This is a genomic window from Sulfuritalea hydrogenivorans sk43H (assembly GCF_000828635.1).
In the GTDB taxonomy this organism is placed as follows: Bacteria; Pseudomonadota; Gammaproteobacteria; order Burkholderiales; family Rhodocyclaceae; genus Sulfuritalea; species Sulfuritalea hydrogenivorans.
In genome coordinates this window covers 1,791,716-1,816,480 of sequence record NZ_AP012547.1, presented here as the reverse complement: position 1 = coordinate 1,816,480, position 24,765 = coordinate 1,791,716, and the positions used below count along the sequence as shown (strand labels likewise).

25 protein-coding genes are annotated in these 24,765 nt (G+C 62.3%); 11 read left to right on the top strand and 14 right to left on the bottom strand.

The window, feature by feature from the left end; all coding sequences use genetic code 11:
• Positions 1 to 185: 185 nt before the first annotated feature.
• The 5 genes from SUTH_RS08880 to SUTH_RS20230 form a co-directional block, all read right to left on the bottom strand.
• On the bottom strand, positions 186 to 635 hold the full coding sequence (locus SUTH_RS08880; protein WP_052473466.1) for an Hsp20/alpha crystallin family protein: 450 nt from the start codon (positions 633 to 635) through the stop codon (positions 186 to 188).
• A 62-nt stretch (positions 636 to 697) separates the two neighbouring features.
• Positions 698 to 1,039 (bottom strand): DUF2934 domain-containing protein, encoded by a 342-nt coding sequence (locus SUTH_RS20050; RefSeq protein WP_041098655.1) that lies wholly within the window; start codon positions 1,037 to 1,039, stop codon positions 698 to 700.
• Entirely contained in the window at positions 1,039 to 1,389 is a 351-nt protein-coding gene (locus SUTH_RS08870) for a PAS domain-containing protein (RefSeq protein ID WP_148312886.1), read from the bottom strand. Before SUTH_RS08870 ends, SUTH_RS20050 begins: the two co-directional genes overlap by 1 nt.
• A 299-nt stretch (positions 1,390 to 1,688) precedes the next feature.
• On the bottom strand, positions 1,689 to 1,946 hold the full coding sequence (locus tag SUTH_RS08865) for a hypothetical protein (protein ID WP_041098651.1): 258 nt from the start codon (positions 1,944 to 1,946) through the stop codon (positions 1,689 to 1,691).
• A 64-nt stretch (positions 1,947 to 2,010) separates the two neighbouring features.
• Entirely contained in the window at positions 2,011 to 2,145 is a 135-nt protein-coding gene (locus SUTH_RS20230; protein ID WP_269450493.1) for a hypothetical protein, read from the bottom strand.
• A 159-nt stretch (positions 2,146 to 2,304) separates the two neighbouring features.
• Here SUTH_RS20230 and ompR point away from each other — a divergent pair, with 159 nt between their 5' ends.
• From ompR to SUTH_RS08845, 4 genes are all read left to right on the top strand, one after another.
• Positions 2,305 to 3,036, top strand: coding sequence for an osmolarity response regulator transcription factor OmpR (ompR, locus tag SUTH_RS08860; protein WP_041098649.1), 732 nt, complete (start codon positions 2,305 to 2,307; stop codon positions 3,034 to 3,036).
• 167 nt (positions 3,037 to 3,203) lie between these two features.
• Positions 3,204 to 4,499, top strand: a complete 1,296-nt coding sequence (locus SUTH_RS08855) for an ATP-binding protein (RefSeq protein ID WP_231851117.1) — start codon at positions 3,204 to 3,206, stop codon at positions 4,497 to 4,499.
• Positions 4,496 to 4,897 carry a group II truncated hemoglobin gene (locus tag SUTH_RS08850; protein WP_041098648.1) on the top strand — a complete coding sequence of 134 codons (402 nt, stop codon included), beginning with the start codon at positions 4,496 to 4,498 and terminating at the stop codon, positions 4,895 to 4,897. Before SUTH_RS08855 ends, SUTH_RS08850 begins: the two co-directional genes overlap by 4 nt.
• A gap of 86 nt (positions 4,898 to 4,983) precedes the next feature.
• A complete protein-coding gene (locus tag SUTH_RS08845; RefSeq protein ID WP_041096297.1) occupies positions 4,984 to 5,955 on the top strand; it encodes an IS5 family transposase in 972 nt (323 codons plus the stop codon).
• Between the two features lie 309 nt (positions 5,956 to 6,264).
• Here the strand turns inward: SUTH_RS08845 and SUTH_RS08840 are convergent, their stop codons facing one another.
• The 5 genes from SUTH_RS08840 to ispD are packed head-to-tail and all read right to left on the bottom strand — an operon-like array spanning position 6,265 to position 9,738.
• Entirely contained in the window at positions 6,265 to 7,407 is a 1,143-nt protein-coding gene (locus SUTH_RS08840) for an AI-2E family transporter (protein ID WP_052473465.1), read from the bottom strand.
• Positions 7,407 to 7,943 carry a cyclic nucleotide-binding domain-containing protein gene (locus SUTH_RS08835; protein WP_052473464.1) on the bottom strand — a complete coding sequence of 179 codons (537 nt, stop codon included), beginning with the start codon at positions 7,941 to 7,943 and terminating at the stop codon, positions 7,407 to 7,409. Before SUTH_RS08835 ends, SUTH_RS08840 begins: the two co-directional genes overlap by 1 nt.
• A 26-nt stretch (positions 7,944 to 7,969) precedes the next feature.
• Positions 7,970 to 8,521: an RNA 2',3'-cyclic phosphodiesterase gene (gene thpR, locus SUTH_RS08830; RefSeq protein WP_041098647.1), complete on the bottom strand. Its 552-nt coding sequence runs from the start codon at positions 8,519 to 8,521 to the stop codon at positions 7,970 to 7,972.
• Between the two features lie 6 nt (positions 8,522 to 8,527).
• Positions 8,528 to 9,016, bottom strand: coding sequence for a 2-C-methyl-D-erythritol 2,4-cyclodiphosphate synthase (gene ispF / locus SUTH_RS08825; protein ID WP_041098646.1), 489 nt, complete (start codon positions 9,014 to 9,016; stop codon positions 8,528 to 8,530).
• On the bottom strand, positions 9,013 to 9,738 hold the full coding sequence (gene ispD / locus SUTH_RS08820; RefSeq protein ID WP_041098645.1) for a 2-C-methyl-D-erythritol 4-phosphate cytidylyltransferase: 726 nt from the start codon (positions 9,736 to 9,738) through the stop codon (positions 9,013 to 9,015). The genes ispF and ispD overlap by 4 nt, the downstream gene beginning before the upstream one ends.
• A 53-nt stretch (positions 9,739 to 9,791) precedes the next feature.
• Between ispD and SUTH_RS08815 the strand changes: the two genes are divergently transcribed.
• Genes SUTH_RS08815 through amrS form a run of 4 tightly spaced genes read left to right on the top strand, consistent with a single transcriptional unit; the run spans position 9,792 to position 15,796 of the window.
• Complete coding sequence (locus tag SUTH_RS08815; RefSeq protein WP_041098644.1) at positions 9,792 to 11,045, top strand: MgtC/SapB family protein; 1,254 nt, start codon at positions 9,792 to 9,794, stop codon at positions 11,043 to 11,045.
• Positions 11,046 to 11,061: 16 nt separating this feature from the next.
• The gene (locus SUTH_RS08810) at positions 11,062 to 13,293 is read left to right on the top strand and encodes an MBL fold metallo-hydrolase (RefSeq protein WP_070099334.1); all 2,232 of its coding nucleotides are present in this window, start codon (positions 11,062 to 11,064) and stop codon (positions 13,291 to 13,293) included.
• A gap of 29 nt (positions 13,294 to 13,322) precedes the next feature.
• Complete coding sequence (gene amrB, locus SUTH_RS08805; RefSeq protein WP_041098642.1) at positions 13,323 to 14,726, top strand: AmmeMemoRadiSam system protein B; 1,404 nt, start codon at positions 13,323 to 13,325, stop codon at positions 14,724 to 14,726.
• Entirely contained in the window at positions 14,702 to 15,796 is a 1,095-nt protein-coding gene (gene amrS, locus SUTH_RS08800; RefSeq protein WP_041098640.1) for an AmmeMemoRadiSam system radical SAM enzyme, read from the top strand. Before amrB ends, amrS begins: the two co-directional genes overlap by 25 nt.
• 237 nt (positions 15,797 to 16,033) lie before the next feature.
• On the opposite strand, the gene SUTH_RS08795 is transcribed toward amrS, so the two are convergent.
• From SUTH_RS08795 to SUTH_RS08780, 4 genes are all read right to left on the bottom strand, one after another.
• Positions 16,034 to 17,464, bottom strand: a complete 1,431-nt coding sequence (locus tag SUTH_RS08795; protein ID WP_041098638.1) for an IS1182 family transposase — start codon at positions 17,462 to 17,464, stop codon at positions 16,034 to 16,036.
• 434 nt (positions 17,465 to 17,898) lie between these two features.
• Positions 17,899 to 18,243 (bottom strand): YnfA family protein, encoded by a 345-nt coding sequence (locus SUTH_RS08790; protein WP_197539700.1) that lies wholly within the window; start codon positions 18,241 to 18,243, stop codon positions 17,899 to 17,901.
• Between the two features lie 114 nt (positions 18,244 to 18,357).
• Positions 18,358 to 20,937 (bottom strand): cation:proton antiporter domain-containing protein, encoded by a 2,580-nt coding sequence (locus tag SUTH_RS19785; RefSeq protein ID WP_231851140.1) that lies wholly within the window; start codon positions 20,935 to 20,937, stop codon positions 18,358 to 18,360.
• 100 nt (positions 20,938 to 21,037) lie between these two features.
• Positions 21,038 to 22,693 (bottom strand): cation:proton antiporter, encoded by a 1,656-nt coding sequence (locus SUTH_RS08780; RefSeq protein WP_041098636.1) that lies wholly within the window; start codon positions 22,691 to 22,693, stop codon positions 21,038 to 21,040.
• 279 nt (positions 22,694 to 22,972) lie between these two features.
• Here SUTH_RS08780 and SUTH_RS08775 point away from each other — a divergent pair, with 279 nt between their 5' ends.
• The 3 genes from SUTH_RS08775 to SUTH_RS18395 all read left to right on the top strand — a co-directional run bounded on the left by SUTH_RS08775 (position 22,973) and on the right by SUTH_RS18395 (position 24,468).
• Positions 22,973 to 23,374 (top strand): hypothetical protein, encoded by a 402-nt coding sequence (locus SUTH_RS08775; protein ID WP_041098635.1) that lies wholly within the window; start codon positions 22,973 to 22,975, stop codon positions 23,372 to 23,374.
• A 233-nt stretch (positions 23,375 to 23,607) separates the two neighbouring features.
• Positions 23,608 to 23,964 (top strand): hypothetical protein, encoded by a 357-nt coding sequence (locus SUTH_RS08770; protein ID WP_041098634.1) that lies wholly within the window; start codon positions 23,608 to 23,610, stop codon positions 23,962 to 23,964.
• An 81-nt stretch (positions 23,965 to 24,045) separates the two neighbouring features.
• Entirely contained in the window at positions 24,046 to 24,468 is a 423-nt protein-coding gene (locus tag SUTH_RS18395) for a cupin domain-containing protein (protein ID WP_052473463.1), read from the top strand.
• Positions 24,469 to 24,765: the final 297 nt, after the last annotated feature.

Here is a 24,765-nt window from a genome sequence, read left to right as displayed (position 1 = left end):
CCGAATGGCCGCGGAAATACCGGAAAACCCCTAGCCGGAATACCGCAGGTTTGGGAGTCACAGCCGGCTGGTGCTGCCCGGGCTCGATCGCATCGCGCCGACAGTCGCGGAGTTAATCGGGATCGCACTGCGCAAGCGGAATACCGGTTAAGTGTCGGCGCTATCAATCCGATCCGGGGATTGGATCAGGAAACCGCGACTTGCGTTGCGGCCGTGCCCTTCTTCTTGGGCAACACCGCTTCCAGCACGCCGTCGGTGTATTTGGCTTTCGCCGCGCCCTGCTCCACTTCCCTGCCGAGCGTGAAGCTGCGCGAAACCTGGCCGTAGTAGCGCTCGCTATGGACGACCTTCTTGCCTTCCTTCTTTTCGGTTTCCTTCTTCACTTCGGCGCTGATCGAGACCAGATTGCCGTCCACCGAGAGCTTGATGTCCTCCTTCTTGACCCCTGGAATTTCCGCCTTGATGGTGTAAGACTTGTCGTCTTCGCTGACCTCGAGCTTCATTTGGGGCGCGGCGGCGGTTGCACCCTGAAACAGCGGACGCACCATGAAACCCTTGAACAGGTTGTCGAAGTCGCTCAAGGGTTCGAGGCGGGTCAGTTCGTTGAACGGATCGAAACGGGCGATGCTGGCCATGATGCTCTCCTTGATGGGTCATCGAATGGGGTTTGAATTCAAACGGCACGACGGAGCGGCCGTCACTGACTACGGGCTACGTTCTCGACATCGGCCTCGGCTTGCAGCCAGTCCGACATCTCGTTCCCCGGCGCGAAGCCTCGCCGTTCGGCACGGTAATAGGCAGCTTCCGCGATCATTTGTTCGCGTGGGCAATCACGGGAATCGGACTCGCCCGGTCCGCGCGCCTGTCGCGATGATCCGTTGCCTTTGGATTTCTTGCCTGGTTCGCTCCTGGCTTTCATCTTGATCTCCTCATGGTTCCTTGATTTGGCGGCGGGAGCCGCCGGCAGTGAAAAACAGAAATCTCCTTCAAACATCTGCAAACTCGACTCCATCAGGCGTTCACGTCCAGCGGCAAGCATCAATCCTCTTCCGCGCGACGCACGTTCACCAGGAACATTTCCTGGCCGTCGGTAACGATCCGCGAAAGATTGAGTTCCACCGGAAAACGGCCGCCCTTGGCATCCGTCGCCTGAAACCTTCGCCACTCGCCGTCCGAACACAGGTAAACCAGATGGCGCGCGCTGTAGCTGGGCGAACTACCCCCAAGAAACAGTCCGTCGATGAACTCCGGTATTTGTCGGCCCACCAATCGGGAGTGTCCGGTCCTGAATATGTTCTCGGCCGGCACGCCGCAACTGAGGATTCTTCCCACCCGGTCCACGATCAAGGTGCCGTATTCACCCTGGTGATTCGCGGCAACACGGAACATGTCCTGCTTTGGCTCAGCCGGTTGCACTCGGCCTGGGTCTTGTCCAATCATTGCGGGCACCTGTATGTAAGGCGTTCCGCCTTGGTCCGGAACGCACGCACGCCGTCGATTCGCATGCGTAAAACATATCCGACACACAGGTCGGCAGGAATACCCCGGTCTCCGTATTCTTGCTACCGGAAAAACAGTAAGTTGCGCTGCACCGGATTCGCGGGCATCAAGCACAATGAAGAACGCCCCGGCCGACAAGCCCGGGGCGTTCATTGCAGCCGCCATGGCCATGGCAGCGGGAAACGTTCTTATTGGCGGCGCGCTTCCCGACGGCCGGGCGGCATCCTGTCCGAATAGATGTCGCGGCCCGCTTCCTGCACGTCCCGGCGCAACTGGCGGCGCTCTTCCGGCGACAGACGCCCACCGCCCGGAGCCAATCCATCGTGCGAGCCCATCGGGCGCTGGTCGGGCGCCACCATCCGCTGCGGACCGCGGCCATTGCCTTCGCGCCCCTGCTGCGACCGATGCGGCCCCTGTGCGGAAGCCGTGGCGGCCAGAAGCCACACGACACTCGCCACACTTGCCAGAAACGCCCTGCGGGGTAGGGTCACAGCCTGTCCTCTTTCATCATCAACGCAGGATATTGTAAACCTGCTCGCCGGCGAAACGGCTGGCGGCCACGAGGTTATCCACCCCGGCCTGCGGTTCGGCGCCCCACAGAGCCAGTCCTGCGGCCAGGGCCATGCTGAAGAATAGTGCTTTCATGATTGCCTCCGATGTCTGTTGCGGGCTGTCGCGGCCGCTCTTCCGGCACGCTTGCATTCTCGGCAGAGGCTGTAAGCGAAGTGTTGCGCCCCGGCGGCCTTTGTAATCGTTTGTAAGGTCGGCTGGCAGGATGCCGTCGATCCGGCTAGGATTTAGCCCATGAACGAAACCAGGAACAAGATTCTGGTCGTCGATGACGACCTTCGCCTGCGCCAACTGCTGGAGCGCTATCTTTCCGATCAGGGATTCACGGTCAAGGCCGTGCCCGATGCGCCCGCCATGGACCGTGCGCTGGAGCGCGAACTCTACGACCTGATCGTGCTCGACCTGATGCTGCCCGGCGAAGACGGCCTGGCCATTTGTCGCCGCCTGCGCGGCGCGGCCAATACGGTAAGCGTCATCATGCTGACGGCCAAGGGCGACGAGGTCGATCGCATCGTCGGCCTCGAAATCGGCGCCGACGACTACCTGCCCAAGCCCTTCAATCCGCGCGAACTGGTGGCCCGCATCCATGCCGTGCTGCGCCGCCGCGCCGCGCCGCCGCCTCCCGGCGCCCCCGCCATCACCGAGGAAAGCGTGAGCTTCGGCAAGGTGAAAATCAACCTGGCGACGCGGGAACTCGAACGCGATGAGGAATGCACCCTGCTCACCTCGGGCGAATTCGGCCTGCTGCGCGTGCTGCTGGAACATCCGCGCCAGCCGATGAGCCGCGACAAGTTGATGGAACTGGCGCGTGGCCGCGAATATGAAGTCTTCGACCGCGCCATCGACGTGCAAATTTCGCGGCTGCGCAAACTGGTCGAGGAAGACCCCGCCAAGCCGCGTTACATCCAGACCGTGTGGGGCTTCGGCTATGTATTCGTTCCTGACGGAACGAAACATAGCGAGTGATGACAGCCATCCCCCCATCCCCGGCCCCACGGCCGGCTTTGCACAGCCGGCCGGCTGCGGCGGCACGAAGCGATGCTTCGCGAAATCCCGCCTACGCCCCGCGGAAGGGGGCGACTGATCGGCTGCGGCCATGGCCGCAGACTCTTCTCTGGCGCACGTTCCTGTTCGTGGCCCTGCTGATGGTGCTTTCCGTCGTGGCCTGGTTCGCCATTTTCCGGGCCTACGAGCGCGAGCCGCGCGCCCGGCAACTGGCGCAAACCCTGGTCAGCGTGGCCAACCTGACGCGTGCGGCGCTGGTTTCCGCCCGTCCCGAAGCGCGCCGCGAACTGTTGCGCGAACTGTCCGACCGCGAAGGCATCCACATCTACCCGGCCGATGCAACGGACCGTGTCCAACCGCTGCCCGACCGGGTTTTCCTGCTCCGGGTGGAAGAACTGGTCAGGGAACAACTGGGACCGGCGACCCGCCTGACGCTGGAACGGGAAGGCGAACGGGCCCTGTTCGTCAGCTTCCGCATCGACGACAGCGACGAAGGCAACTACTGGCTGGCCCTGCCCCGCGAGCGCATCGACCGCGTGTTTCCGCTGGGCTGGCTGGGCTGGGGCGTGGCGGCGCTGCTGCTTTCCCTGCTCGGCGCCTGGCTCATCGTGTTTCGCATCACCCGCCCGCTCAAGGCCCTGCAGGAAGCCGCGCGCAAAGTCGGCGCTGGCGAGACGGCGGCCCGCCTCGATGAAGGCGGCCCGACCGAACTGGCGACCGTCGCCCATGCCTTCAACCAGATGAGCGCCGACCTGGCCCAGCTCGACCAGGACCGCGCCCTGATCCTGGCCGGCATTTCGCACGACCTGCGCACGCCGCTGACGCGCCTGCGCATGGGCATCGAAATGGCCGGCGACGACGGCCTGCGCGAAGGCATGACTGCCGACATCGAGGAAATGGACAAGACCATCGGCCAGTTTCTCGATTTCGCCCGCTCGGAAAGCGGCGAAGCCTTGCAGGAGGTGGATGTCGGCGCCCTGCTGGCCGAACTCGCCACGCAATACCAGCGTCGTGGCTTCAATGTCGCCGTACCGCCAGCGCCGACTCTTGCCAGCGCCATTCCGGTGCGGCCGCAGGCCCTGCGCCGGGCTGTCAGCAACCTGATCGACAATGCACTGCGCCATGCCGGCAACGACTCCCCGGTCGAGCTCGCCCTGAATGCCGCCGCCGGCGAATCCAGCATCGAGGTACGCGACCGCGGCCCCGGCATTCCGTCGCAGGAGGTGGAACGCATGAAGCGGCCCTTTGCCCGTCTTGAAACCGCCCGCACCGATGCGGCGGGCGCCGGCCTCGGCCTGGCCATCGTCGAGCGTATCGCCCGCTCCCACAACGGCCGCCTGGAACTGCTGGCGCGTGAAGGCGGCGGGCTGGTGGCCCGCCTGGTGCTGCACCCTTCCACCCCAACCGCCACCGTCGCCCCATGAACGAAACCACCACACCCTTCTCCCGCATCGGCGGCGAACCTGCCGTGCGCCAGCTGGTACAGCGTTTCTATGAACTGATGGACACGCTGCCCGAGGCCTACGGCATCCGCAAGCTGCATGCTGCGGATCTGTCCAGCGCCGAGGAAAAACTGTTCATGTTTCTCTGCGGCTGGCTGGGCGGTCCGCAGCTTTATGTCGAGAAGTTCGGCCACCCCAAGCTGCGCGCGCGGCACCTGCCCTTTACCATCGCCAGCAACGAAGCGGAACAATGGATGCTGTGCATGCGCCAGGCGATGGCGGAAGTGATACCCGACGACGGCTTGCGCGCCGCGCTGGACAAGTCGCTCAACGACCTGGCGCATCACATGCGCAACCGCGGCGATCCGCCAAACGTTTAAGGAAACGCTGAATAAGGTACAAACGCCGTGAACGATTTCTTTGTCATGGAGTCAGACAAAGGGTTGTGATCACAGGAGACAAGACGATGAAGCAGATGACGCTGGCGGCAGTGAAAGGATTCGAGAAGCACGGCCGAACGACGCGCAAGGCGGAATTTCTGGCGAGAATGGACGGCTTGATGCCGTGGGCCGAGTTCTGTGCGTTGATCGAGCCGCATTACCCGAAGGCCGGGAATGGCCGTCCGCCGGTGGGTGTAGAGCGGATGCTGCGGATGTACTGCGTCGCCAATTGGTTCAACCTGAGCGACGAAGCCTGCGAAGACGCGCTCTACGACGTGGCCGTGTTTCGAGACTTCTGCCGATTCGATTTTGGCCGCGAACGGGCGCCCGATTCGACGACCTTGCTTCACTTTCGTCACTTGATGGAAGAGCACAAGCTGGGCGCGGCGCTGTTCGCCAAGGTGGGCGAATTGCTGCTGGCCAACGGCATGAAGCTGTCCGGTGGCACGATTGTCGATGCCACACTGATCGCTGCGCCCCCCTCGACCAAGAATCAAGAGAAACGCCGTGACCCCGAGATGCATCAAACCAAAAAGGGCAACGAGTGGCACTTCGGCATGAAGCTGCACATTGGCACCGACAGTCAGACGGGCCTGGTTCATAGCGCGAGCGTCACTGCGGCGAATGTCCATGACAGCCACCAAGTGCCGAACCTGCTGCATGGCGAGGAAACCCGTTTCTACGGTGACAGTGCCTACCGGGGCAAGCAGCAGCGGGAACGACTCAAGGACATTGCGCCGAAGGCGAAAGACTTCACCAACAAACGCGCCTACAAGAATCATCCCTTGAGCGAAGCCGACAAGGAAACCAACCGGCGCAAGTCCAGTGTGCGTTCCAAGGTCGAGCACCCGTTTCTTACCTTGAAGCGCCTGTGGGGATTTGCCAAGGTTCGCTATCGCGGCTTGGCGAAGAATGCCAACCGCGCTTTCGCCATGCTGGCGATGCTCAACATCAGCAAATGGGGCCGACCTCTGATGGGAGAGGTGCGTCCGGCATGAGCAGGAATCGGGAGAATTCCCCGAATCCAGGCTTGAATACGGCCCACTATCCAATGCACATGACATTGCCATCACAATTCCGTCTCGATTTCAATTCGCTGTCGCATTTTGCGGTGGCTTATTCAGCGATTCCTTAACCTGTTTTCCGCAGATGACGCAGATTTTCGCAGATTAAAACGCGGTATTTCATAGGGTTGGAGGTACTCGCCGACACGCCCGATGGGTGATCGGCAAGGCGTGCCAAGAGTATTGCTCTATCTGCGGAAATCTGCGAAATCTGCGGATCAACTGCTTTTTCTGGATTTACGTTTACAGGTCGCTGCTGGCCTGTTCCCGCCGCAGCGCCAGCGCATGCCGGTGGCGCGCCATCAGGCGCGGGTCGGTGACGATGACGCCGATGGTTTCGCCGATTACCATCACCACGCCCAGCACCGGTAGCACCAGCATCAATCCGGCGATACCCGCCACCGCGCCACCGACGAAAATCATCAGCACCGTTACCAGCGGATGCAGCGCCAGGCTCTTGCCGATGGTGAGCGGCATATAGACGAAGTCGTCGAGCAGGCGCACCAGCACGAACAGGGCCACGGCCCAGTAGGCCATGCCCGGCGCGTCGGGGAAATCGGTCGCCGCCACCAGCACCACCAGCAGGCCGCCGAGGATCGAGCCGACATAGGGAATCCAGGCCAGCACGGCGCAGATCAGGCCCAGCGCGAACGGCCCGGGAATTCCCAGCAGCCACAGGCCGGCGGCCAGCGTCAGGGTATCGAGCACGGTGAGCTTGATCAGGCCCTGGAAATAGGCGCGCGAAGTGCGGTCGATTTCATGCAGCAGGTACAAGGTCTTTTCGAAAAAGGCATTGGGCACCGCGCCGCCGAGAAAACGCTGGAAGCGACGCCCGTCGCGCAGGAAGAAATAGGCGAGGAAGGGCGCCAGCATCAGCGATGGCGCCCAGGCCATGATGCCGACCACGATCGGCTCAAGGTGATCGGTCACGCTGCCCGCGCCTTGCGTCAGGCGCCCCGCCACGGTGTCCGCCAGGTGTGCGCGAGCCAGCGGCGCCCAGGCCGCTTCCAGCGCCCGCAGCGAGCGGTCCAGCAGTTGCAGGCCGCCTTGCACATAGCCGATGACGGCCTCCTGCCAGCCGGCAACCTGTCCGGTGACCCAGGGCGCCAGCGCCACGCCGACCACCGCGAGCAAGGCAAGAAAGCCCACGGTGACCGTGCTGGCCGCCGCCTCGCGGCTCATGCCGCGATAGATCAGCGCCTGCATCGAAGGGTAGAGGAAATAGTAAAGGATCAGCGCCAGCAGGAAGGGCACCACCAGCCAGAGTATTTTCTGGAAGAAGAACAGCAGCAGGCAGGTGGTGGCGATGATCGAGGCCCAGACGATGGGGCCGGAGCCGTGCTGGCCCTCTTCCACGGCATAGCTTGCGGGCGAGGTGTCGGGCATCACAGATGCTGATGGGCGCCGGTTGCCAGCGCCATGTCGCGCATGCGGGCGCCCAGGTGGCGCGCCAGTTCGCGCGAAATCTTCGAGGCGATGCGGGCGTGGGTGTCGAGCAGGCCGACGAAATCGTCGCGAAAGAACACGATCAGCTGGCAGGCAGTCGCCGCCCGCGCCTGGGCCGAACGCGGCGAATTGTCGAGCAGCGCCAGTTCACCGAAAAAGGTGCCGGGACCGAGCTGGGCCAGACGCCCGGTGTCTCCCTGCCGCCGCCGGGGGCGCAATGCGGACTCGGTTTGCGCCGCGCGGCCGGCATCCCCCTGCTCCTGCCGGGAAATCAGCACTTCGCCCGCCGCGACGATGTAGATCGCCTGTCCCTCCTCACCTTCATCGAAGATCACTTCTCCGGCGAGGTAGTCGCGCTCATGCAGCAGGCCATCGACGATCTGCAACTCGGCCGGCGTCAGGTTGACGAACAGGCTCAGGTTGCGCAGGCGTTCCAGGCGCGGCGTTGCATTCCTCGGGCGAAACAGCTTGACCACGGTGATGGGCTCCTTATGACGAAATTCTAACCGGCGTCCGCTTCGTCGAGCGGGAAGGCGGCCAGGGACTTGTAACTCGCCGCCGAAGGATGCAAATGCGTTTCGACCAGGGCGAATTCGCCGACCCGCCAGCGTATCGGCGTGCCCAGGCGCGGCAGCGAGGCACAGCGGGCGCGGCGCGCCAGGGTGATGTGCGGTACCTGTGCCGTGGAACGGGGGTCGATGGCGAAACCGGCGGCGCGCAGTCCGCCGCCCAGCGACTCGGCCAGCCGCCGCAGCGGCGCCGGCGACTGGCGACAACCGGCCCACAGGATGCCGCGCTGCGGCCAGAAGCCGAGGCGATCGAGGCTCAGGTCGAAGGCTTCGGCTCGCACCCCGGCGGCGATGTCTTCGATCTGGCCAAGCTGGGTTGGCGTCACGGCGCCGACAAAGGCCAGCGTCAGGTGCAGCGAGGCGGGACGCATCACCCGCCCGCCGCCACGCGCGGTCAGGTCGTGGGCCAGCGCGGACAAATGGCTGACCGCCTCATCGTCCGGCCAGAGTGCAAAGAACACTCGCCGCGAGCGGGCTTCGGTCATGCCGGATTACTCCTTGCGTACCAGCAAGGCGACGGCCTGGGCCGCGATGCCTTCGCCCCGCCCGGTGAAGCCCAGGCGTTCGGTGGTCTTGCCCTTGATGTTGACCGCCGTGGCGGCAATGCCGAGATCGGCGGCGATATTGGCGCACATCGCCTCGACATGGGGCGCGATTTTCGGCGCCTGGGCAATGACGGTGGCGTCGATGTTGCCCACCCGCCAGCCGGCGGCATTCACCGCCGCCACCGCGCCGCGCAGCAGGCGCCGACTGTCCGCCCCTTCCCATTGCGCGTCGCTGTCGGGGAACATGCGGCCGATGTCGCCCAGCGCCGCCGCGCCGAGGATCGCATCGGTAATCGCATGCAGCAGCACGTCGGCATCGGAATGCCCGAGCAGGCCCTGATGATGGGGAATCTCGACGCCGCCCAAGATCAGCTTGCGGCCCGGCGTCAGCGCGTGCACGTCATAACCCTGACCGATGCGGAATGGAATGTTCATGGCTTGTCCCTGTTTTCGAGTATCCACTCCGCCAGTTTCAAATCCAGCGGATACGTCACCTTGAGATTGCTCACATCGGCCGCCACCAGTCGCGGCGACAACCCCAGCGCCTCGATGGCGCTGGCTTCGTCGGTCACCGCCGGCGCGAAATCGAGCGCATCGAGCAGCAGGCGGTGACGGAACATCTGCGGCGTCTGCGCCTGCCAGAGGCCTTCCCGCGCCACCGTCTCCAGCACCCGGCCGCCGTCGTAGGCACGCTTCAGGGTATCGGCGACGGGCACCGCCAGCAGCCCGCCGGCATCGTCCTCGCCGACTTCGGCGATCAACTTTTCGACCAGCGCGATCGTCAAACAGGGTCGTGCCGCGTCATGCACCAGGATCCAGTCGTGGCCGATGTCGCCGAGTTCGCCGGCCATTTCCCGCAAGCCGTTGGCAACGCTTTGCGCGCGGGTCTCGCCGCCGCAGCGCAGGACACGCAGCTTCGGACCGAGCGCGGCCATCTGTGCGGCCGGCCAGAGCGCATCGTCCGGCGCCAGCACGACGAATACGTTGGCAATCGCCGGAGTGGCGCACAAGGTCGCCAGCGCATGCCAGATCAATGGTCGGCCGGCGAGCTGCAAATATTGCTTGGGCATCGGCCGGTCGGCCGGCGTTCCCATGCGGGACCCCGAGCCGGCGGCGGGAACCAGTGCGTGACAGGAGCCGGTTTGCGTGGGAATCATGGCGCAATTCTATACAATCGCCCTACCCAACCGTAAATCGCGAGAACCAGCGAATGTTCGCTTCGGATGCCGGCTACGAAACCTTGCAGGCCTTTGCCACCAGTATCGGCATCGGCCTGTTGATCGGTCTTGAGCGCGAGCGCCAGGTTGACCTCAAGGCCGGCTTGCGTACCTTCGCCCTGGTCGGGCTGCTGGGCTGCCTCAGCGCGCTGCTGGCGCAGATCACCGACAACGGCTGGATACTTGCCGCCGGCATGCTTGCCATCGCCGCCATGATGATCGCCGCGCATGTGTCCGACCCGCTCGATACCGGCGATCCGGGAACCACCTCGGTGGTTGCGCTGATGGTCTGCTTCGCGCTGGGCGCCGTGGTCTGGTTCGGCTATGCCTCGACCGCGGTCATGCTCGCCATTGCCACCACCGTGCTGCTGTACTTCAAGGCCGAACTGCACGGCATTTCAAAAAGCCTGACGCATGTCGACCTGCTGTCGATCCTCCAGTTCGGCATCCTGGCGCTGGTAATCCTGCCGATCCTGCCCGACAGGAGTTTCGGCCCCTACCAGGCGCTGAATCCGCACAACATCTGGTGGATGGTGGTGCTGATCTCGGGCGTATCGCTGGCCGGCTATGCGGCGCTGCGCATGACCGGCGCGCAGCACGGCGCGGCGCTGATCGGCCTGTTCGGCGGCTTTGCCTCCTCCACCGCGACCACCATGATCTTCGCCCGCCATGCGCGGGCCAATGCCGGTCTCGCCCGCACCGCCATGGTGGTGATCCTGCTCGCCAACATCGTCGTCATGGTGCGCCTGGGCGTGCTCTCCTTCGCCGTCGCTCCCAACCTTGCCGGATCGCTGCTCGGCGTGCTCGGCGGCGGCATCGTGCTGGGCATCGCGGCCACGCTCTGGGGCTGGCGCCAGCTCGAAGGCGGCGATGCGCTACCCATGCCGAACGTCACCAACCCGACGGAAATCCGCACGGCGGTGACCTTCGGCGCCCTCTACGCGCTGGTTCTGGTGCTTTCCGCCTGGCTCCAGGATGTTGCCGGCAACCGCGGGCTGTACCTGCTGGCGCTGGCCTCCGGGCTCACCGACGTCGATGCGATCACGCTGTCCTCGCTGCGCATGTTCAGCCTGGAAAAGCTGACCGCCGCCGAAGCGATCACCGCGATAACCCTTGCAACCATCTCCAACCTCGCCTTCAAGACCGGGCTGGTGGTCGTCATCGGCGGTACGGCGCTGGCCCGCCTTACACTGCCGGGACTCTGCGCCATCGCGGCTGGCCTGGCCGGCGGACTGCTGCTGGTCTGATCGAAAGGAAATCATCTTGCTGATCCGAAAACTGGTCGTTGCTAGCGGAATCTCCTATGTCGAGATCCCCGCGGCCGGTCTGTCGCTGCTGTGCGGCGCCCCCGCCGACGCCGTCAAGCACCTGTTCCGGCGAGGCATCATCCAGACCACCGAAGACGGCGGCGTGACTTTCGAAACCGGACCGAATGCTATCCTGCTGTCGGATTCGATGATCCAGAACGGCCACCTGTGCAACCTGGCCGAGTTTCCCATCCTGCAGATGCTCTACCGGCAGGGCATGCTGCTGCCGAATCACCCCAACAATACCGGCAGGAAACCCAGGCTGATCGGCACGCCGGAGCAGTTGGCTGCACAGCTCCGCTACATCCATCGCGGCAACTACGGACTGGTCTCGGTCGAGGAAATGATCAAGGCCGGGATCGACGAGGACGCGGCGAAAGAGCTCATGCGCATCAAGCTCAAGTTCGCCTTCGGCCAGATTGCCCAGCCCGATGCCTTCGTCGAATGCCTGCCGCTGGGCGCCGACGCCATCGATATCGGCGACGGCGTCGGCATCGAACGCATTGCGCACAATGTGTTCAGGATCAGCCATGGCGAGGATTCCGTCGAGGTCGACCTGAACCTGAAACGCGACGAAACCTATCCGTGCCCGTATCCGCTGAGCCATGTCGCCATCGACCGCCACTATTTCGCCGTGGTGCACGCCGGTGACGGCGATGGCTGGGACTACAACCGCCCGGCCATGGGCAGCGTCCTCATCCACCAGGGGCGCGTATACCTGATCGACGCCGGGCCGAACATCCACTACAGCCTCGACGCGCTGGGCATCGGCAAGAAGGAAGTGGCCGGGATATTCCACACCCATTGCCACGACGACCATTTCGCCGGCCTGACCACGCTGCTCCAGTGCGACCAGCCGTTGCAGTATTTCGCCACGCCGCTGGTGCGCGCCTCGGTGACACGGAAACTCTGCGCCCTGCTGTCCATCCCGGAAAGCGAGTTCGCCCGCTACTTCGACATCCACGACCTGAAGCAAGGCGAGTGGAACGACATCATGGGACTGGAAGTGCGACCGATCCTTTCGCCTCATCCGGTGGAAACCACCATTTTCGATTTCCGCGTGCTGTGGGAAGGCGGTTATCGGACCTACAGCCATCTCGCCGACATCGCCTCGTTCGACGTGCTCGACGCGATGACCACCACCGATGCATCGAAGCCGGGGGTAAGCCCCGAACTCGCCCAGGCGGTCAAGGCGTCCTATCTGCGGGCCGTGGATCTGAAGAAGATCGACATCGGCGGCGGCATGATCCACGGCAACGCCGCCGATTTCGCCGCCGACGGCTCCACCCGGCTGCTGCTCGCGCATACCTCCCGCGACCTGACCGATGCCGAGCGGCGCATCGGCTCGGGCGCGCCCTTCGGCACGCTCGACGTGATGATTCCGGGGCAGCAGAACTTCCTGCTGCGCGATGCCAGCGAATTCCTCAGGAGCTACTTTCCGATGGTGCCGATGGAGCGGCTGCACATGCTGCTCAACAACCGGATCGTCACCTTCAATCCGGAAACCATCATCACGCCGGCGGGCATAGTCCCGCAGGAAATCTACCTCCTGCTGGCGGGCAAGGTCGAAATGCTGATGCAGGAGCCCGGCAATTCCCATCTGCTGTTCAGCGGTTCGCTGCTGGCCGAGTCGGCCGCCCTTCACGACCGCCCCAGCAACGAGACCTACCGCTCCGTCGGCTTCGTGCAGGCCTTGCGCCTGCCAGCCGACCTTTACCGCAGCTTCATCGAGCGCTTCTTTTCCAGCATCGAACTGCTTGACGTGCGTGAAGTCGAAGAGCGGCTGCGGCATACCTTCCTGTTCAGCGACGCCGTCACCAGCACCACGCTGTTTACCCTGGCAAAGAACTGCAGGATCACCGAACTCAAGGCGGGTGAAACCTTCGTCGGGGAAGAACAGCTCCTGCATCTGATCGGCAAGGGGCGGCTGGCCCGAGGCGGCGAGGAAGCTGCCCAAGTGCTCGGCAAGGGCGAATGCTGGGGTTCCGACCTGCTCTTTGAGGATGCGGGGGACCAGCGTGCCGCCACACCCGTCGCAGACAGCCTCGTCGCCCTCGATGATTGCGAAATCTTTTCCGTGCCGCTGAAACTCGTATCGAGGATTCCGGTCGTACGATGGAAGCTCTTCGAAGCCTTCCGCAATGCCCATGCCTACGCCGCTCCTCGCTATCGGGGAACCGTTCGCTAGAAGATCGACAAAACCGAAAGGGTATTGTCATGAACCCAGCCACCGCCATCCGTCCGCCGGCCGTTGCCGGCATGTTCTACCCCGGCGATCCGGCCAGCCTGCGCGATGAATTGCTGACCTGCCTCGCCGCCGTTGCCGTCCCGCGAAGCGGAAGTCCAGGCACGCAAGGCGGAGCAGCGCCGACTCTTCTCAAGGCCCTCATCGTGCCGCATGCCGGCTATGTCTATTCCGGCGGCACCGCGGGCCATGCCTATGCCCTGCTGGCACCGCTGGCGGGACGCATCTGCCGCGTAGTGCTGCTCGGGCCCTGCCACAGGGTATCCGTGCGCGGCCTCGCGGCGCCAACCGCCAAAGCCTTCGCCACGCCGCTGGGCAGCATCCCGCTCGACCGCGCCGCGCTCGATGCGCTGGCCGATCTGCCGCAGGTCGTCGCCAGCGATGCCGCCCACGCCCAGGAACATTCGCTCGAAGTACAACTGCCCTTCCTGCAGACCGTGCTGGGTGCCTTCGAACTGGTGCCGCTGGCCGTGGGCGATGCCAGCGCCGCCGAAGTCGCCGAAGTGCTCGACCGCCTCTGGGGCGGGCCGGAAACCCTGATCGTGATCAGTTCCGACCTGTCGCATTTCCACAGCTACCGCGAAGCGCAATCCATCGACAACGCCACGGTGTCGCACATCCTCGCCCTCGACCAGCTCACCAGCTTCGACCAGGCCTGCGGTGCGCTGCCGATCAACGGCCTGCTCGCGGTGGCGCAACGGCGCGGGCTGCGGATCGAGCGCGTCGCGCAATGCAACTCGGGTGACACCGCCGGCGACAAGGGGCGCGTGGTCGGTTATGCCTCGTTCGCCCTCTATGAGCCCGAGGCCGAAGCCGATACGCTCGGCCCGGCCCTGCTGGTGCGCGCGCGCAACGCCATCGCCGCCCGGCTCCAGCAGCCAACGCAGGCCGAGCCCGACCATCCCGCGCTGGCCAGCCCCGGCGCTACCTTCGTCACGCTGACGCAGAATGGCGATCTGCGCGGCTGCATCGGCTCGCTAGAAGCGCATCGCTCGCTCGATCAGGATGTACGCGCCAACGCCGTCGCCGCCGCCTTCAGCGATCCACGCTTTCCGCCGCTGACGGTCGCCGAGTTTTCGCGCATCCGCGTCGAGGTCTCGCTGCTCTCGGCGCCGCAATCAATGAGTTTCAGCAGCGAAGCCGATGCCCTGCGCCAGTTGCGGCCCCATGTCGACGGCGTCATCCTGACGGCAGGCCCGGGTGGCCAATTCCGCCGCGGCACCTTCCTGCCGCAAGTCTGGGAACAACTGCCCGAGCCGCGCCTGTTCATGGCCCACCTCAAGCAGAAGGCCGGCCTGCCGGTCGACTGGTGGTCTTCCGAAGTGGAACTGCAACGCTACGAGGTGCAAAAATGGAAAGAAGCGCCGACCCCATAAGCGGTGTGCCCGCCCGCTGGTGGCACAAGCTCGATGACGGCCGCATCCAGTGCGACCTCTGCCCGCGCAACTGCAAGCTGCACGAAGGCCAGCGCGCGGCCTGCTTCGTCCGTGCCATGCAGGGCGGCGAAATGCTGCTCACCACCTACGGCCGCAGTTCGGGCTTCTGCATCGATCCCGTCGAAAAGAAGCCGCTCAACAACTTTTATCCCGGCTCCAGCATCCTGTCCTTCGGCACCGCCGGCTGCAACCTGGCCTGCAAATTCTGCCAGAACTGGGACATCTCGAAATCGCGCGACATGGATCGCCTGATGGACGACGCCACGCCGCAAGCCATCGCCCGCGCCGCAAAGAAGGAAGGCGCCAAGAGCGTCGCCTTCACCTACAACGACCCGGTGATCTTCGCCGAGTACGCAATGGACACCGCCGATGCCTGTCATGCGCTGGGCGTCAAGACCGTCGCCGTCACCGCCGGCTACATGCACCTCGGACCGGCGCGCGAGTTCTACGCGAAGATGGATGCCGCCAACGTCGACCTCAAGGGCTTCACCGACGACTTCTACGTCAATCTCTGCGGCGGGCATCTGCAGCCCGTGCTCGACATCCTCGCGATGATCCACCACGAAACCGATTGCTGGCTTGAACTGACCACGTTGCTGATTCCCGGCAAGAACGATGGCGATGACGAACTCAAGGCGCTGTCGGCCTGGGTGGCGAAGGAACTCGGGCCCGACGTACCGCTGCACTTCAGTGCCTTCCACCCCGACTGGAAAATGGACGACATCCCCGCCACGCCACCGGCGACGCTGACCCGCGCCCGCCACATCGCCATGGACACCGGCCTGCGCTATGTCTATACCGGCAACGTGCACGACAAGGCCGGCGACGCCACTTACTGCCCCGGCTGCGGCAAGCCGGTGATCGAACGCGACTGGTATCGCATCCTCGGCTACGAACTGGATGCCACGGGCCATTGCAAACACTGCGGCACCGCCATCGCCGGCCGCTTCGGCGAGTTCGGCAAGCCCTTCGGTCCGCAGCGGATTCCGGTCAGGCTGCACGCCGCCTGAATCGCCGTATCGCCAGCGCCGACTTTCATATGCCCGGCAACGCCGAAGCACCGACTGCAACCGGCCCAGACTGTGTAAAAACGCGAGAAGTTATGGGGCGATGCAAGTATTCGGTTCGTAGGCCACTTCCGACTGCCATAGGAGCGTCAAGGCGACCACGTTTGTTGTCCTTTGAGTTGCGGTTCTTCCGGAGCCCCTCTGGGCTGTGCAGTCGTATTGACGACGACATAAGGGGCTTTAGCCCCGCATCTGCGCCATTAGAACCTCAGGGCCAAGAATCTTCATCACTCGCTTGAGGTTATAGGCGAGGACGTGCAGGCTCATTTCCGTACTAACTCGCTTCAGGGTCTTGGTCAGGAAATGCGCGCTCCCCATCCATGACTTGATGGTGCCGAACGGATGCTCAACGGTTTGGCGTCGGATCCGCATGCTGTCGGCGGCTCGATCAAGGCGCGTCTGCATGTCATCGAGCACCGCCTGGTGTTCCCATCGACTGACACGGCGGTAGTCGCTGGGCGTGCATTTCTCTTTGATGGCACACCTCGGGCAATGCGAACTCCAGTAACGACTGATCTTCATCCCATTCTCGATAGCTGAGAAGCGCCAGATCAAACGCTCCCCGGCCGGGCACTGAAACTCATTGGTGGCGGCATCGTAGATGAAGTCTGCCTTGTCGAACCGCCCGCCCGCTTTGGCAGACGAGGTCATGGTCTTCGGAACAATCGCCGTAATCCCAGCTTCGTGACAGGCCAGAATTTCCTCGCCCTTGAAATACCCTCGATCAGCAATGGCCGTAAGAGTTTCGGTTCCGATCGCCGTCCGTGCCTGCACGGCCATCGAAGACAGTTGGTTCCGGTCGATTCCGTCGTTGGTGACCTCGTGGGCCACAATCAGATGGTTCTTGGCATCCACCGCCGTTTGTACGTTGTAGCCCACGATGCCGGTGCCGCGCGTCTTCATGGAACGCGCATCGGGGTCGGTCAGGGATATCTGCTTGTCAGGTGTTTCATTGAGTTGGACTTCGATCTCCTTGAGCGCCTTCATCTGATCTTTGAGCGCCGCGATCTTGTCGTGCAGCCGTTCTGTCTTGAGCTGCGCCACAGCCGGTTCCTGCCGATCGGCGCTGTCGAGTTCGACCAGGTAGCGGTTGATACTCGACTCAATTTCTTCCATCCGTCGTTGCAGCTTGGCACTGGTGAAATTCCGGTCACGGTTATTGACGGCCTTGAACTTGCTGCCGTCGATGGCGACCACGGCTTCCGAGAACAGGCCCAATTGCTGGCACAGCACGACAAACTGTTTGCAGACACCGCGGATCGCCTTGCCGTTGTCTTTGCGGAAATTGGCAATGGTCTTAAAGTCAGGTGTCAGGCGACCGGTCAGCCACATGAGTTCGACGTTGCGTTGGGCTTCGCGTTCAAGGCGGCGGCTGGACTGAATGCGGTTGAGGTAACCGTAGATGTACAGCTTCAGGAGCACGGCAGGGTGGTAGGCCGGCCGACCGGTGGCTGCCGGATCGCCCCCTTCGAATCCGAGCTTGCCCAGATCGAGTTCATCAACATACACATCAACCACCCGCACTGGATTGGCTTCAGCAATGTACTCGTCGAGGAGTTCGGGCAGCAAGGTGCTTTGCGTCCTGTCTTCTCCCTGTATGAATCGCTTCATCCCGCCGCTCCCGATCAATAATGTCTAATGCATAGATCGAGCGGAAATCAATAAGTTCCCGTTTTTACACAGTCTGGGCCATATCCGGCCACTCGATGTGGCCTTCCAATTTGAATAGTCGATGCGTGCTCTGGCCCACCTGAACGTCCGGTTTTCGGCGGTGAAGTTGAGATGATCCTTGCCTCGATCCGGCCAACTGCCGCCACTCGATGATTCCGGATAGCGGCCATCCGAACGACTGCTGTACCTTGGAACCTGCCGGAATGGCAATTCAGACAACTCTGCCTGAACGGTCATTAAGGGCGAGTCAGTTGAGAGGCAACAGCCGTTCCCATTGCCGTCGCCCGAAGCCTTGCAGCGGAAAACGGAAGCCACAGATCTGCGCGGCTGCTTATCGGTAACTGCTACCTGACCGCTGTGCCCGAAGCTGCCTGTCAGGTAGTTGACGGTTGTAGTGCGATAACGGCCATGCCAATGAGCGCAATCGTCGCACCCAGGGCATCCCATCGGGTCAATGAAACGCCATCTACGAATTTCAGCCAGAGCAGCGCGACAGCGATATACATACCACCATAGGCTGCGTAAGTTCGCCCTGCTGCGGTGGGATGTAGCGTAAGAAGCCAAGCAAAAAGGGCCAATGACGCTGCAGCAGGTATTAACAAGTACAGCGGCCTGTCTTGCCGAAGAACGAGCCAAGGGAGATAACAGCCGACAATTTCAGCCAGTGCCGTTATGGCAAATAAAAGGCTTAGACGTAGGAGTTCCAACGGTCGCTCCATCGTGATGAAACCCCATTGTTGCACATGCGGCGATGACAACTCCTGGCCGTTATGTAGAGCCTCGCCGCCGGCCGCCATCAGCAGAACGGCGCCAAAGAATGGGCGCCAAATCGGTCATGGCGACTCGTCAGGTGCATCGCGCGGGTCGCAGATTACCAGCACATCGCATTGCGATTCTGTCAGCACATGCTTGGTCACGCTGCCGAGCAGCAGTTCCTCGGCGATGTGCGAGCCGTGCTTGCCAACGACGATCAGGTCGCAGTCGTATTCCTGCTCCATGGCAGCGATCTGCTGCGCTGGGACGCCATGGATGACACGGCCCGAATAGTCGATCGGCGCAAGTCCGGCGGCAGTCGCCAGATCCCGCAACCGCTTGCGGCGATGCTCGCTTTCGGTCATGACAAGGCGGCGGATCACCTGCTCGTCGATGCCGGCGAATGTCAGCTTGCCCTCGTAGGGCAGTTCGAAAGCATGCAACAAGACCAAATCGGCATTGGGCGACCAATGTCTTGCCAAACGGATCGCATGAAGCGACACCGGCGAAAAATCCACGGCGACCAGAACGCGGCGATAGGCTTCATGCGGCGCTTGCTTTACCACCAGCACCGGCCGCCGCCACGACTTGCGCAGCAGGCGGGCCGCCGTCGATCCCAGCAAAGCGTGGCGCAAGAAGGACTCGCCGCGGGCTCCGAGGACCACCAGATGTGCATCCAGCGCGTCGGCCTCGGCAGCGATGGTGGCAAGCGGGTTCCCCTCGGCGACCCTCGTTCGTGCCGCGACGCCACGATTAATCGCCGCATCGCCGGTCAACAGGTCGAGGCGCATGCGGGCATCGCTGTTCAAGGCCGTCTTCACCTCAAACACGTCGTCCCCCAACGCTTCGCGCAAGCTTTCAAGAGAATCCAGCTCCATTACGTGCAGGATGCAGAGTTCGCTTTCAATGCTGGCGGCCAGGTAGAAGGCACGCTCGACGGAATGGCGGGCCGGCGCGGAAAGATCGGTGGCGACGAGAATCGTTTGGGCGCTTGTCATTTGGCATTCTCCTTCACGGGGGGGGTCAATCACGGGTTGGTAGTCCCAGTCGCGTATGTCTTGCAGCATTTGGTCGATATCGACGGTGGGAATCTGCAACATCCGCAAGGCGGTCGCCCCCAGGCGCAGGCTGGATTCAATCGCCTCGGGATAGGCATGGATTGCCCCGGCTTCGATGAGGGCCGAACTGGCTTCGAGATCGCGCGCGCGGGCGATTACCGGCACCTGCGGGAAATGCTGACTTAACGCGGCAACAGTCCGTAGTGCCACGACATGGCTGTCGACGGTGATGATGGCCAGACTGGCACGCTCCGCCCGGGCCGCTGTCAGCAGTTCAGCATCGGCAATGTCGCCGTAGAGCACGGCATGGCCCTCGGCCTGCCCTTGCTGCACCCGCTTCGGATCGGTGTCGAAGGCCACGAAATCGACGCCGCTGGATTTCAGCAGTACCGCGATGGTATGGCCGACTCGGCCGTAGCCGCCGATCAGCACCTTAGGCGCTGGCAGCCCCGAAAGCTGGTCTGCCAGCGGGGGAGCACTGGCGACTGGCTTGGTCAGGCGGCTGGCGATCGCCTGGTTGTAACGGATCAACAGGACTCCCGCGACCATCGAGAACAGGACGGCGGTCAACACGATCTGGCCAACCTCCGGATCGATCACGCTGGATTCGAGCGCGATGGCAAGCAGCGCAAAGCCAAACTCGCCCCCCACCGCCAGCAGCAGAGCGGTTCGCCAGGCTTCGAGCGCGTCCATCCCGCTGCGGCCCACGATAAGCGCAACGACCACGATCTTGCTCGATAGCAGCAGCAATGCGCCCAACAGCGCCCAGTGCCAGATGCGCGGCAGCGTACTTGGGTCGATCAGCATGCCGATGCCGACGAAGAACAAGCCGAGCAGCACATCGCGGAATGGACGGATGCTGGACTCCACCTGATGACGGAACTCGGTTTCGCCGAGCATCATGCCCGCCAGAAAAGCGCCAAACGCCAGCGACAAGCCCAGGCTATTGGTCGTCCAGGCGGCCGCCAGCACCACGAGCAACACCGTGAGGGTGAATAGTTCGGAGGAACGTCGTTCGGCAACCAGGTGGAAGAGCGGGCGCAAGGCCCAGCGCGCGGCATAGAACACAAGGGTGAACGCCAGCACGGCTTTTGCCATGGCCCAACCGAGTTCTCCGGCGAGGGCGTTCATGCCCGTTGCGGCGCCCAGCACGGGAATCAGGATCAGGAACGGCACGGCCGTGACATCCTGGAATACAGAAATGGCCAGGCCGAGCCGACCGTGCGGGGTCGCGTCCTCGCCCTGTTCGGCCAGTTGCCGGCCGATGATGGTGGAAGATGATTGCGCGAAGACGGCGCCGATGACGAAGGCCACCGCAGGACTCAGGCCAGCCAGCCATAGCAATGTGCCCACGGCAGCAGTGGTCAATGCCACCTGCGCGGTACCGAGGCCGAGGATCTGGTGGCGCATCGCATGCAGTTGCGGCAGCGAGTAGTTGAGTCCGATCGAGAACAGCAGGAAGACCACGCCGAACTCGGCCAGTACCTTGAATTCCGCGACATGCACGGTCGGTCCGACGGTGTGGGGTCCAAGGATCAGGCCGACCAGGAGATAGCCGAGGCTGGAGGGAATATGCAGCCGCTGGAAGGTGACCATCACCATCACGCTCACAGCCAACAGTAGGATAATTTGAACCAGATGATCCATGAGGCTTATGTGCTCGTCGTAATTGTTGGTGTAGGTACTTCGTTGTAGGTGTGCCTCATGACGGCGTCTCCTTGTTCCTGATGATCGCAGTCAGGGCGTCGACCGCGTAATCGACGGCGTTGCGCATCGGATACAGGATGGTCGGGGTGCCTAGCGCCTTCAATGGAGTACCGTCGAACTCCTCGCGGGCGACTACCGCCACTTCGCCGGTGAAATGCAGTTCCCGTAGACCGCGCAGCAGATCCCGGTTCGAGGCCAGGTCCGGCAGGGTGCTGACCACCCAGCGCGTGTCCTTGAGCGGGAGGCTTTCGAGGAATTCGCTGGCGATGCCATCACCGTAGCGTACCGGCAGACCCTGTCGCCGCATGCTGCGCGCAACCTCCGGATCGAATTCGACACCGAGCACCTTGAGTTCCGCCTCTTTCAGGCCAAGCGCCAGCCGGCTGCCGTAACGCCCGAGGCCGAAGACGATGACGTCGGCCTCGCGTAGATCGTGACGCTCCTTCGCCACCGCCAATTCGCGGTAGGGACGCTTGCGCTCAAAGACGCCCAGCCAGGGCGCTAGCTTTTCGTAAAGCGGGTGCGAGTAGAGGATCAAATAGGTCGATAACGCAATCGTTATCAGCCCGACCAGCGTAGTCAGCCCCAGTGCGCCGTTATCCACATGGCCGAGCGAAATGCCCATAGCAACGAAGATGATCGAAAACTCGCTGATCTGGGCTACCGTCAGGCCGCACAGAAAGCCGGTGCGCTTGCGATAGCCCATATAGCCCATGATGGCCATGACGATCAGCGGGTTGCCGATCAGAACGAAGAGCGACAGCGCCACGGCCGGCCCGACCTCTCCGCCGAGGGTGGAGAAGTCGAGCTTGGCGCCGAGGTCGATGAAGAAGAACAGCAGCAGGAAGTCGCGGATGCCGGTCAACCGGGCATTGATCGCATCCCGATAATGCGTTGAGGCCAGCGAGAAGCCGGCGAGGAAGGCGCCCGCTTCCTTTGAGAAGCCTGCCCATTCGCCTAGTGTGGCCAACCCGGTACCCCATGCGATGGCGAAGATCAGCAGCAGTTCCTGCGATTGGGCCATGCGATCGACGACCCTGGGCATCACGTATCGCATGAGCAGATACATGCCGACGGCGGCGACGCCCAGCCGTAAGGAAAGCGAGCCCGCCAATGCCAGCAGAGATGCCTCGTCGCCACCACCACGTAGAGCGCTCATCACCATCATGGCAATCACGACGGCCAGATCCTGGACGATCAGGAAGCCGACGGCAATACGCCCGTGCAGGGAATCGATCTCGCGTTTGTCCGAAAGCAGCTTGACGATGATGATGGTGCTGGAAAAGGTTAGAGCGACGGCGACGTAAAGCGCCTCCATCCAGCCCTTGCCCATGGCCAGGATGATGAGAAAGCCAATGACGATGGTGAAGGCCAGTTGCCCCAGGCCGGTAGCCAGTGCGACGGGACCGATGTGGCGGATGTGCTGCAAGTCGAGCTTGAGGCCGACGACGAAGAGCAGCACCGCAACGCCAACTTGAGCAAGCAGGTCGATCTGGTCGTGGGCCGTGACGACGCCCAGTACCGCCGGCCCGGCGACGATGCCGATGACGATGTAGGCGATCAGCACCGGTTGGCGCAGCCACAGGAAAAACGCTCCCGCCGTAGCCGACATCAGCAACAACAGCGCGAATTCCGAGAAAACCCCGTGCATCGCTCAGTCCTTTCCTTGAAATGCGCGTGAGTGATGAAGTTCGGGGCAGTTGGATAGGAGGACGAAACCCAATTGGCAAGGTGATCGTCGAGAGGAAAATCTTTGAAGTGGGCCTGTCACGTGTCAATCCTCGTGCGGCGGCCCGACCGACACAAATACCTGTCCAAACTCTAGCAAAAAAGGTCCAGACACCCGTGGCGATGATAACTTATAGTCATGGTCGCTGAAAACGAAGTTCGGCTATTGAAAATGGTGTCTTACTGCAGGGTAGCGTAATCAATGAACAACACAAAAGATATGGTCGAGCGAGCGACGTTTCTTGTTGATACGTTTCGCATGATCATCTTAGGACTGGCGGTAACCATTGCGTGTTCCGGCCATACTTATGCCCAGTCCAAGGACGGATGGAACTATGTCGGGCAGATTGGTGCTTCCAAGGTTGTGGTGCTGGACAGACAATCAAAAGCCAGCGTTGAGGAGAGGGTATGGGCAGCCTTGCGGTCTATCTGTACCAGTTCGCACTGCAATGCTAATTTCCTTTGGGAACACGAGTACGCATCGCAGAAAGGGGTGCCTGAGAGGGAGCTATCGAAGCACGCTATTCTCGTTTATTCAACGAACTATGGCTTTCAATGGAATTGCACATTTCGTCCGTTCGCAGACAACTGTTTCAAGAAATAAGCATCGTGGCATTTAGCGGCGATTCGTCATCGATTGTTGGATGTCAAATTTGATCAACGGTGCATTTAGAACTGAACTCCCACTTCTTGGCAGATTCCTGATTGACACTGATCACTCCGTTCAATTGGACTGATTGGCAGAAATGGTCAACTAGCTGTCCGCGAGTGGTCGTATCTGGTGACTGATCTAGCCGAATAGCTGCCGTTTAACCTCTGTCTGCGCCACAGACAGCAATGGGCACCGAGCACTCAGTGACGACCGGCCGCTTCCAGGAAGCGAAATCCCACTGGCCGCTTTCCGGCGTTGAATCCTGGAAGGTGACAGTCGCATCCGTGCCCGTTGCCGCCATCAAGATTGCCTGGATGACCGTCAGCTATGCAGCGGGTGCCGTCACTGGCGATGCCGTGGGCATGAGATTCGAGCGACGATTTACTGAGTCGACCTGCCGTTCCATCGGGTTGCATCTGATCCAGTTGGCAGGCAGGACCCGGCCAGAGGACCGGCCTGTGAAGGAGAGGCATCTACGCCCTTCCTGTCGCCCGCCCATCCCCGCGCAGAAGACTTTCGTGAATGCCTCCATTTTTGACTGAATCGTTTGACATGAATCAAGATATTCGTCATTGGGGGGCGTACGTTTATTCTGTGTTTCAATTGCAAAAAAGGAGATCGAAATGAACAGCTTCAAGTCTGTGGGTTTTGGAATTGCGCGCTCGTCGCTCATTTTGGCCGTTTCAATGTTCTCAACCGTTTCCTTCGCGCAGGTGACCGCGCCAGGTTTTGTGTCGAAGCCCATGCAGGTGAGTCCGATCACCGGGGTTGAGGACAAAGAGGCGGCATTCATCAATGTATCGATGGAACCCGGGGCATCATCGCCGCGCCACACGCACCCAGGCGATTGCTATGGTGCAGTGCTTGAGGGTACGGTCGAACTGTTTGTTGAAGGGAAAGAGAGTAAGCGTTTCGACGCAGGGCAGGCCTGGCACAACCCGAGGGGTCCGGTTCACTATTTCAAGAACGTCGGGAATACGCCGGCTCGGTTGGTCAACACGCTCATCGTCGACAAGGGGAAACCGAGAACAGTGGTAGAGAAGTAGTGATTGCTGTCTGACCGTATTCCATTAGAAAACCGCTGAGGGGGCAGAAGCAAGAGGGCGGTGTGCAGGGAGCTTCCCCTGGCATCGCCTTTTCCATTCCGGTTGAAACCAAGAGCAGCTCCGTCGCGGAGTGCTGACCTTGGTTTCAGCGATGGTCTGGCGGCGCATCCGGGCACTCAAGAGTCACCCAACCAGATCGGGGCTGAACGGCAGAAATCGGAGTGAACCGGCCGCTGGCCATGACAACATCAGAAGACCGCAATCAGTCTGTTGCCGACGTAGCGATTGAGAACCCCA

What these genes read in the sequence shown, in the direction of transcription:
- SUTH_RS08795 (WP_041098638.1), bottom strand. Translation starts at nt 17,464, where the DNA reads ATGAAGCGATTCATACAGGGAGAAGACAGGACGCAAAGCACCTTGCTG.
- ispD (WP_041098645.1), bottom strand. Translation starts at nt 9,738, where the DNA reads ATGATTCCCACGCAAACCGGCTCCTGTCACGCACTGGTTCCCGCCGCC.
- SUTH_RS19785 (WP_231851140.1), bottom strand. Translation starts at nt 20,937, where the DNA reads ATGGTGATGGTCACCTTCCAGCGGCTGCATATTCCCTCCAGCCTCGGC.
- SUTH_RS08870 (WP_148312886.1), bottom strand. Translation starts at nt 1,389, where the DNA reads ATGTTCCGTGTTGCCGCGAATCACCAGGGTGAATACGGCACCTTGATC.
- SUTH_RS20230 (WP_269450493.1), bottom strand. Translation starts at nt 2,145, where the DNA reads ATGAAAGCACTATTCTTCAGCATGGCCCTGGCCGCAGGACTGGCTCTG.
- SUTH_RS08850 (WP_041098648.1), top strand. Translation starts at nt 4,496, where the DNA reads ATGAACGAAACCACCACACCCTTCTCCCGCATCGGCGGCGAACCTGCC.
- SUTH_RS08770 (WP_041098634.1), top strand. Translation starts at nt 23,608, where the DNA reads ATGGGCACCGAGCACTCAGTGACGACCGGCCGCTTCCAGGAAGCGAAA.
- SUTH_RS08880 (WP_052473466.1), bottom strand. Translation starts at nt 635, where the DNA reads ATGGCCAGCATCGCCCGTTTCGATCCGTTCAACGAACTGACCCGCCTC.
- SUTH_RS08775 (WP_041098635.1), top strand. Translation starts at nt 22,973, where the DNA reads ATGAACAACACAAAAGATATGGTCGAGCGAGCGACGTTTCTTGTTGAT.
- thpR (WP_041098647.1), bottom strand. Translation starts at nt 8,521, where the DNA reads ATGACCGAAGCCCGCTCGCGGCGAGTGTTCTTTGCACTCTGGCCGGAC.
- amrB (WP_041098642.1), top strand. Translation starts at nt 13,323, where the DNA reads ATGAACCCAGCCACCGCCATCCGTCCGCCGGCCGTTGCCGGCATGTTC.
- SUTH_RS08840 (WP_052473465.1), bottom strand. Translation starts at nt 7,407, where the DNA reads ATGCCCGACACCTCGCCCGCAAGCTATGCCGTGGAAGAGGGCCAGCAC.
- SUTH_RS08780 (WP_041098636.1), bottom strand. Translation starts at nt 22,693, where the DNA reads ATGCACGGGGTTTTCTCGGAATTCGCGCTGTTGTTGCTGATGTCGGCT.
- SUTH_RS08845 (WP_041096297.1), top strand. Translation starts at nt 4,984, where the DNA reads ATGAAGCAGATGACGCTGGCGGCAGTGAAAGGATTCGAGAAGCACGGC.
- SUTH_RS18395 (WP_052473463.1), top strand. Translation starts at nt 24,046, where the DNA reads ATGAACAGCTTCAAGTCTGTGGGTTTTGGAATTGCGCGCTCGTCGCTC.
- SUTH_RS20050 (WP_041098655.1), bottom strand. Translation starts at nt 1,039, where the DNA reads ATGCTTGCCGCTGGACGTGAACGCCTGATGGAGTCGAGTTTGCAGATG.
- SUTH_RS08790 (WP_197539700.1), bottom strand. Translation starts at nt 18,243, where the DNA reads ATGGAGCGACCGTTGGAACTCCTACGTCTAAGCCTTTTATTTGCCATA.
- SUTH_RS08815 (WP_041098644.1), top strand. Translation starts at nt 9,792, where the DNA reads ATGTTCGCTTCGGATGCCGGCTACGAAACCTTGCAGGCCTTTGCCACC.
- ompR (WP_041098649.1), top strand. Translation starts at nt 2,305, where the DNA reads ATGAACGAAACCAGGAACAAGATTCTGGTCGTCGATGACGACCTTCGC.
- ispF (WP_041098646.1), bottom strand. Translation starts at nt 9,016, where the DNA reads ATGAACATTCCATTCCGCATCGGTCAGGGTTATGACGTGCACGCGCTG.
- amrS (WP_041098640.1), top strand. Translation starts at nt 14,702, where the DNA reads ATGGAAAGAAGCGCCGACCCCATAAGCGGTGTGCCCGCCCGCTGGTGG.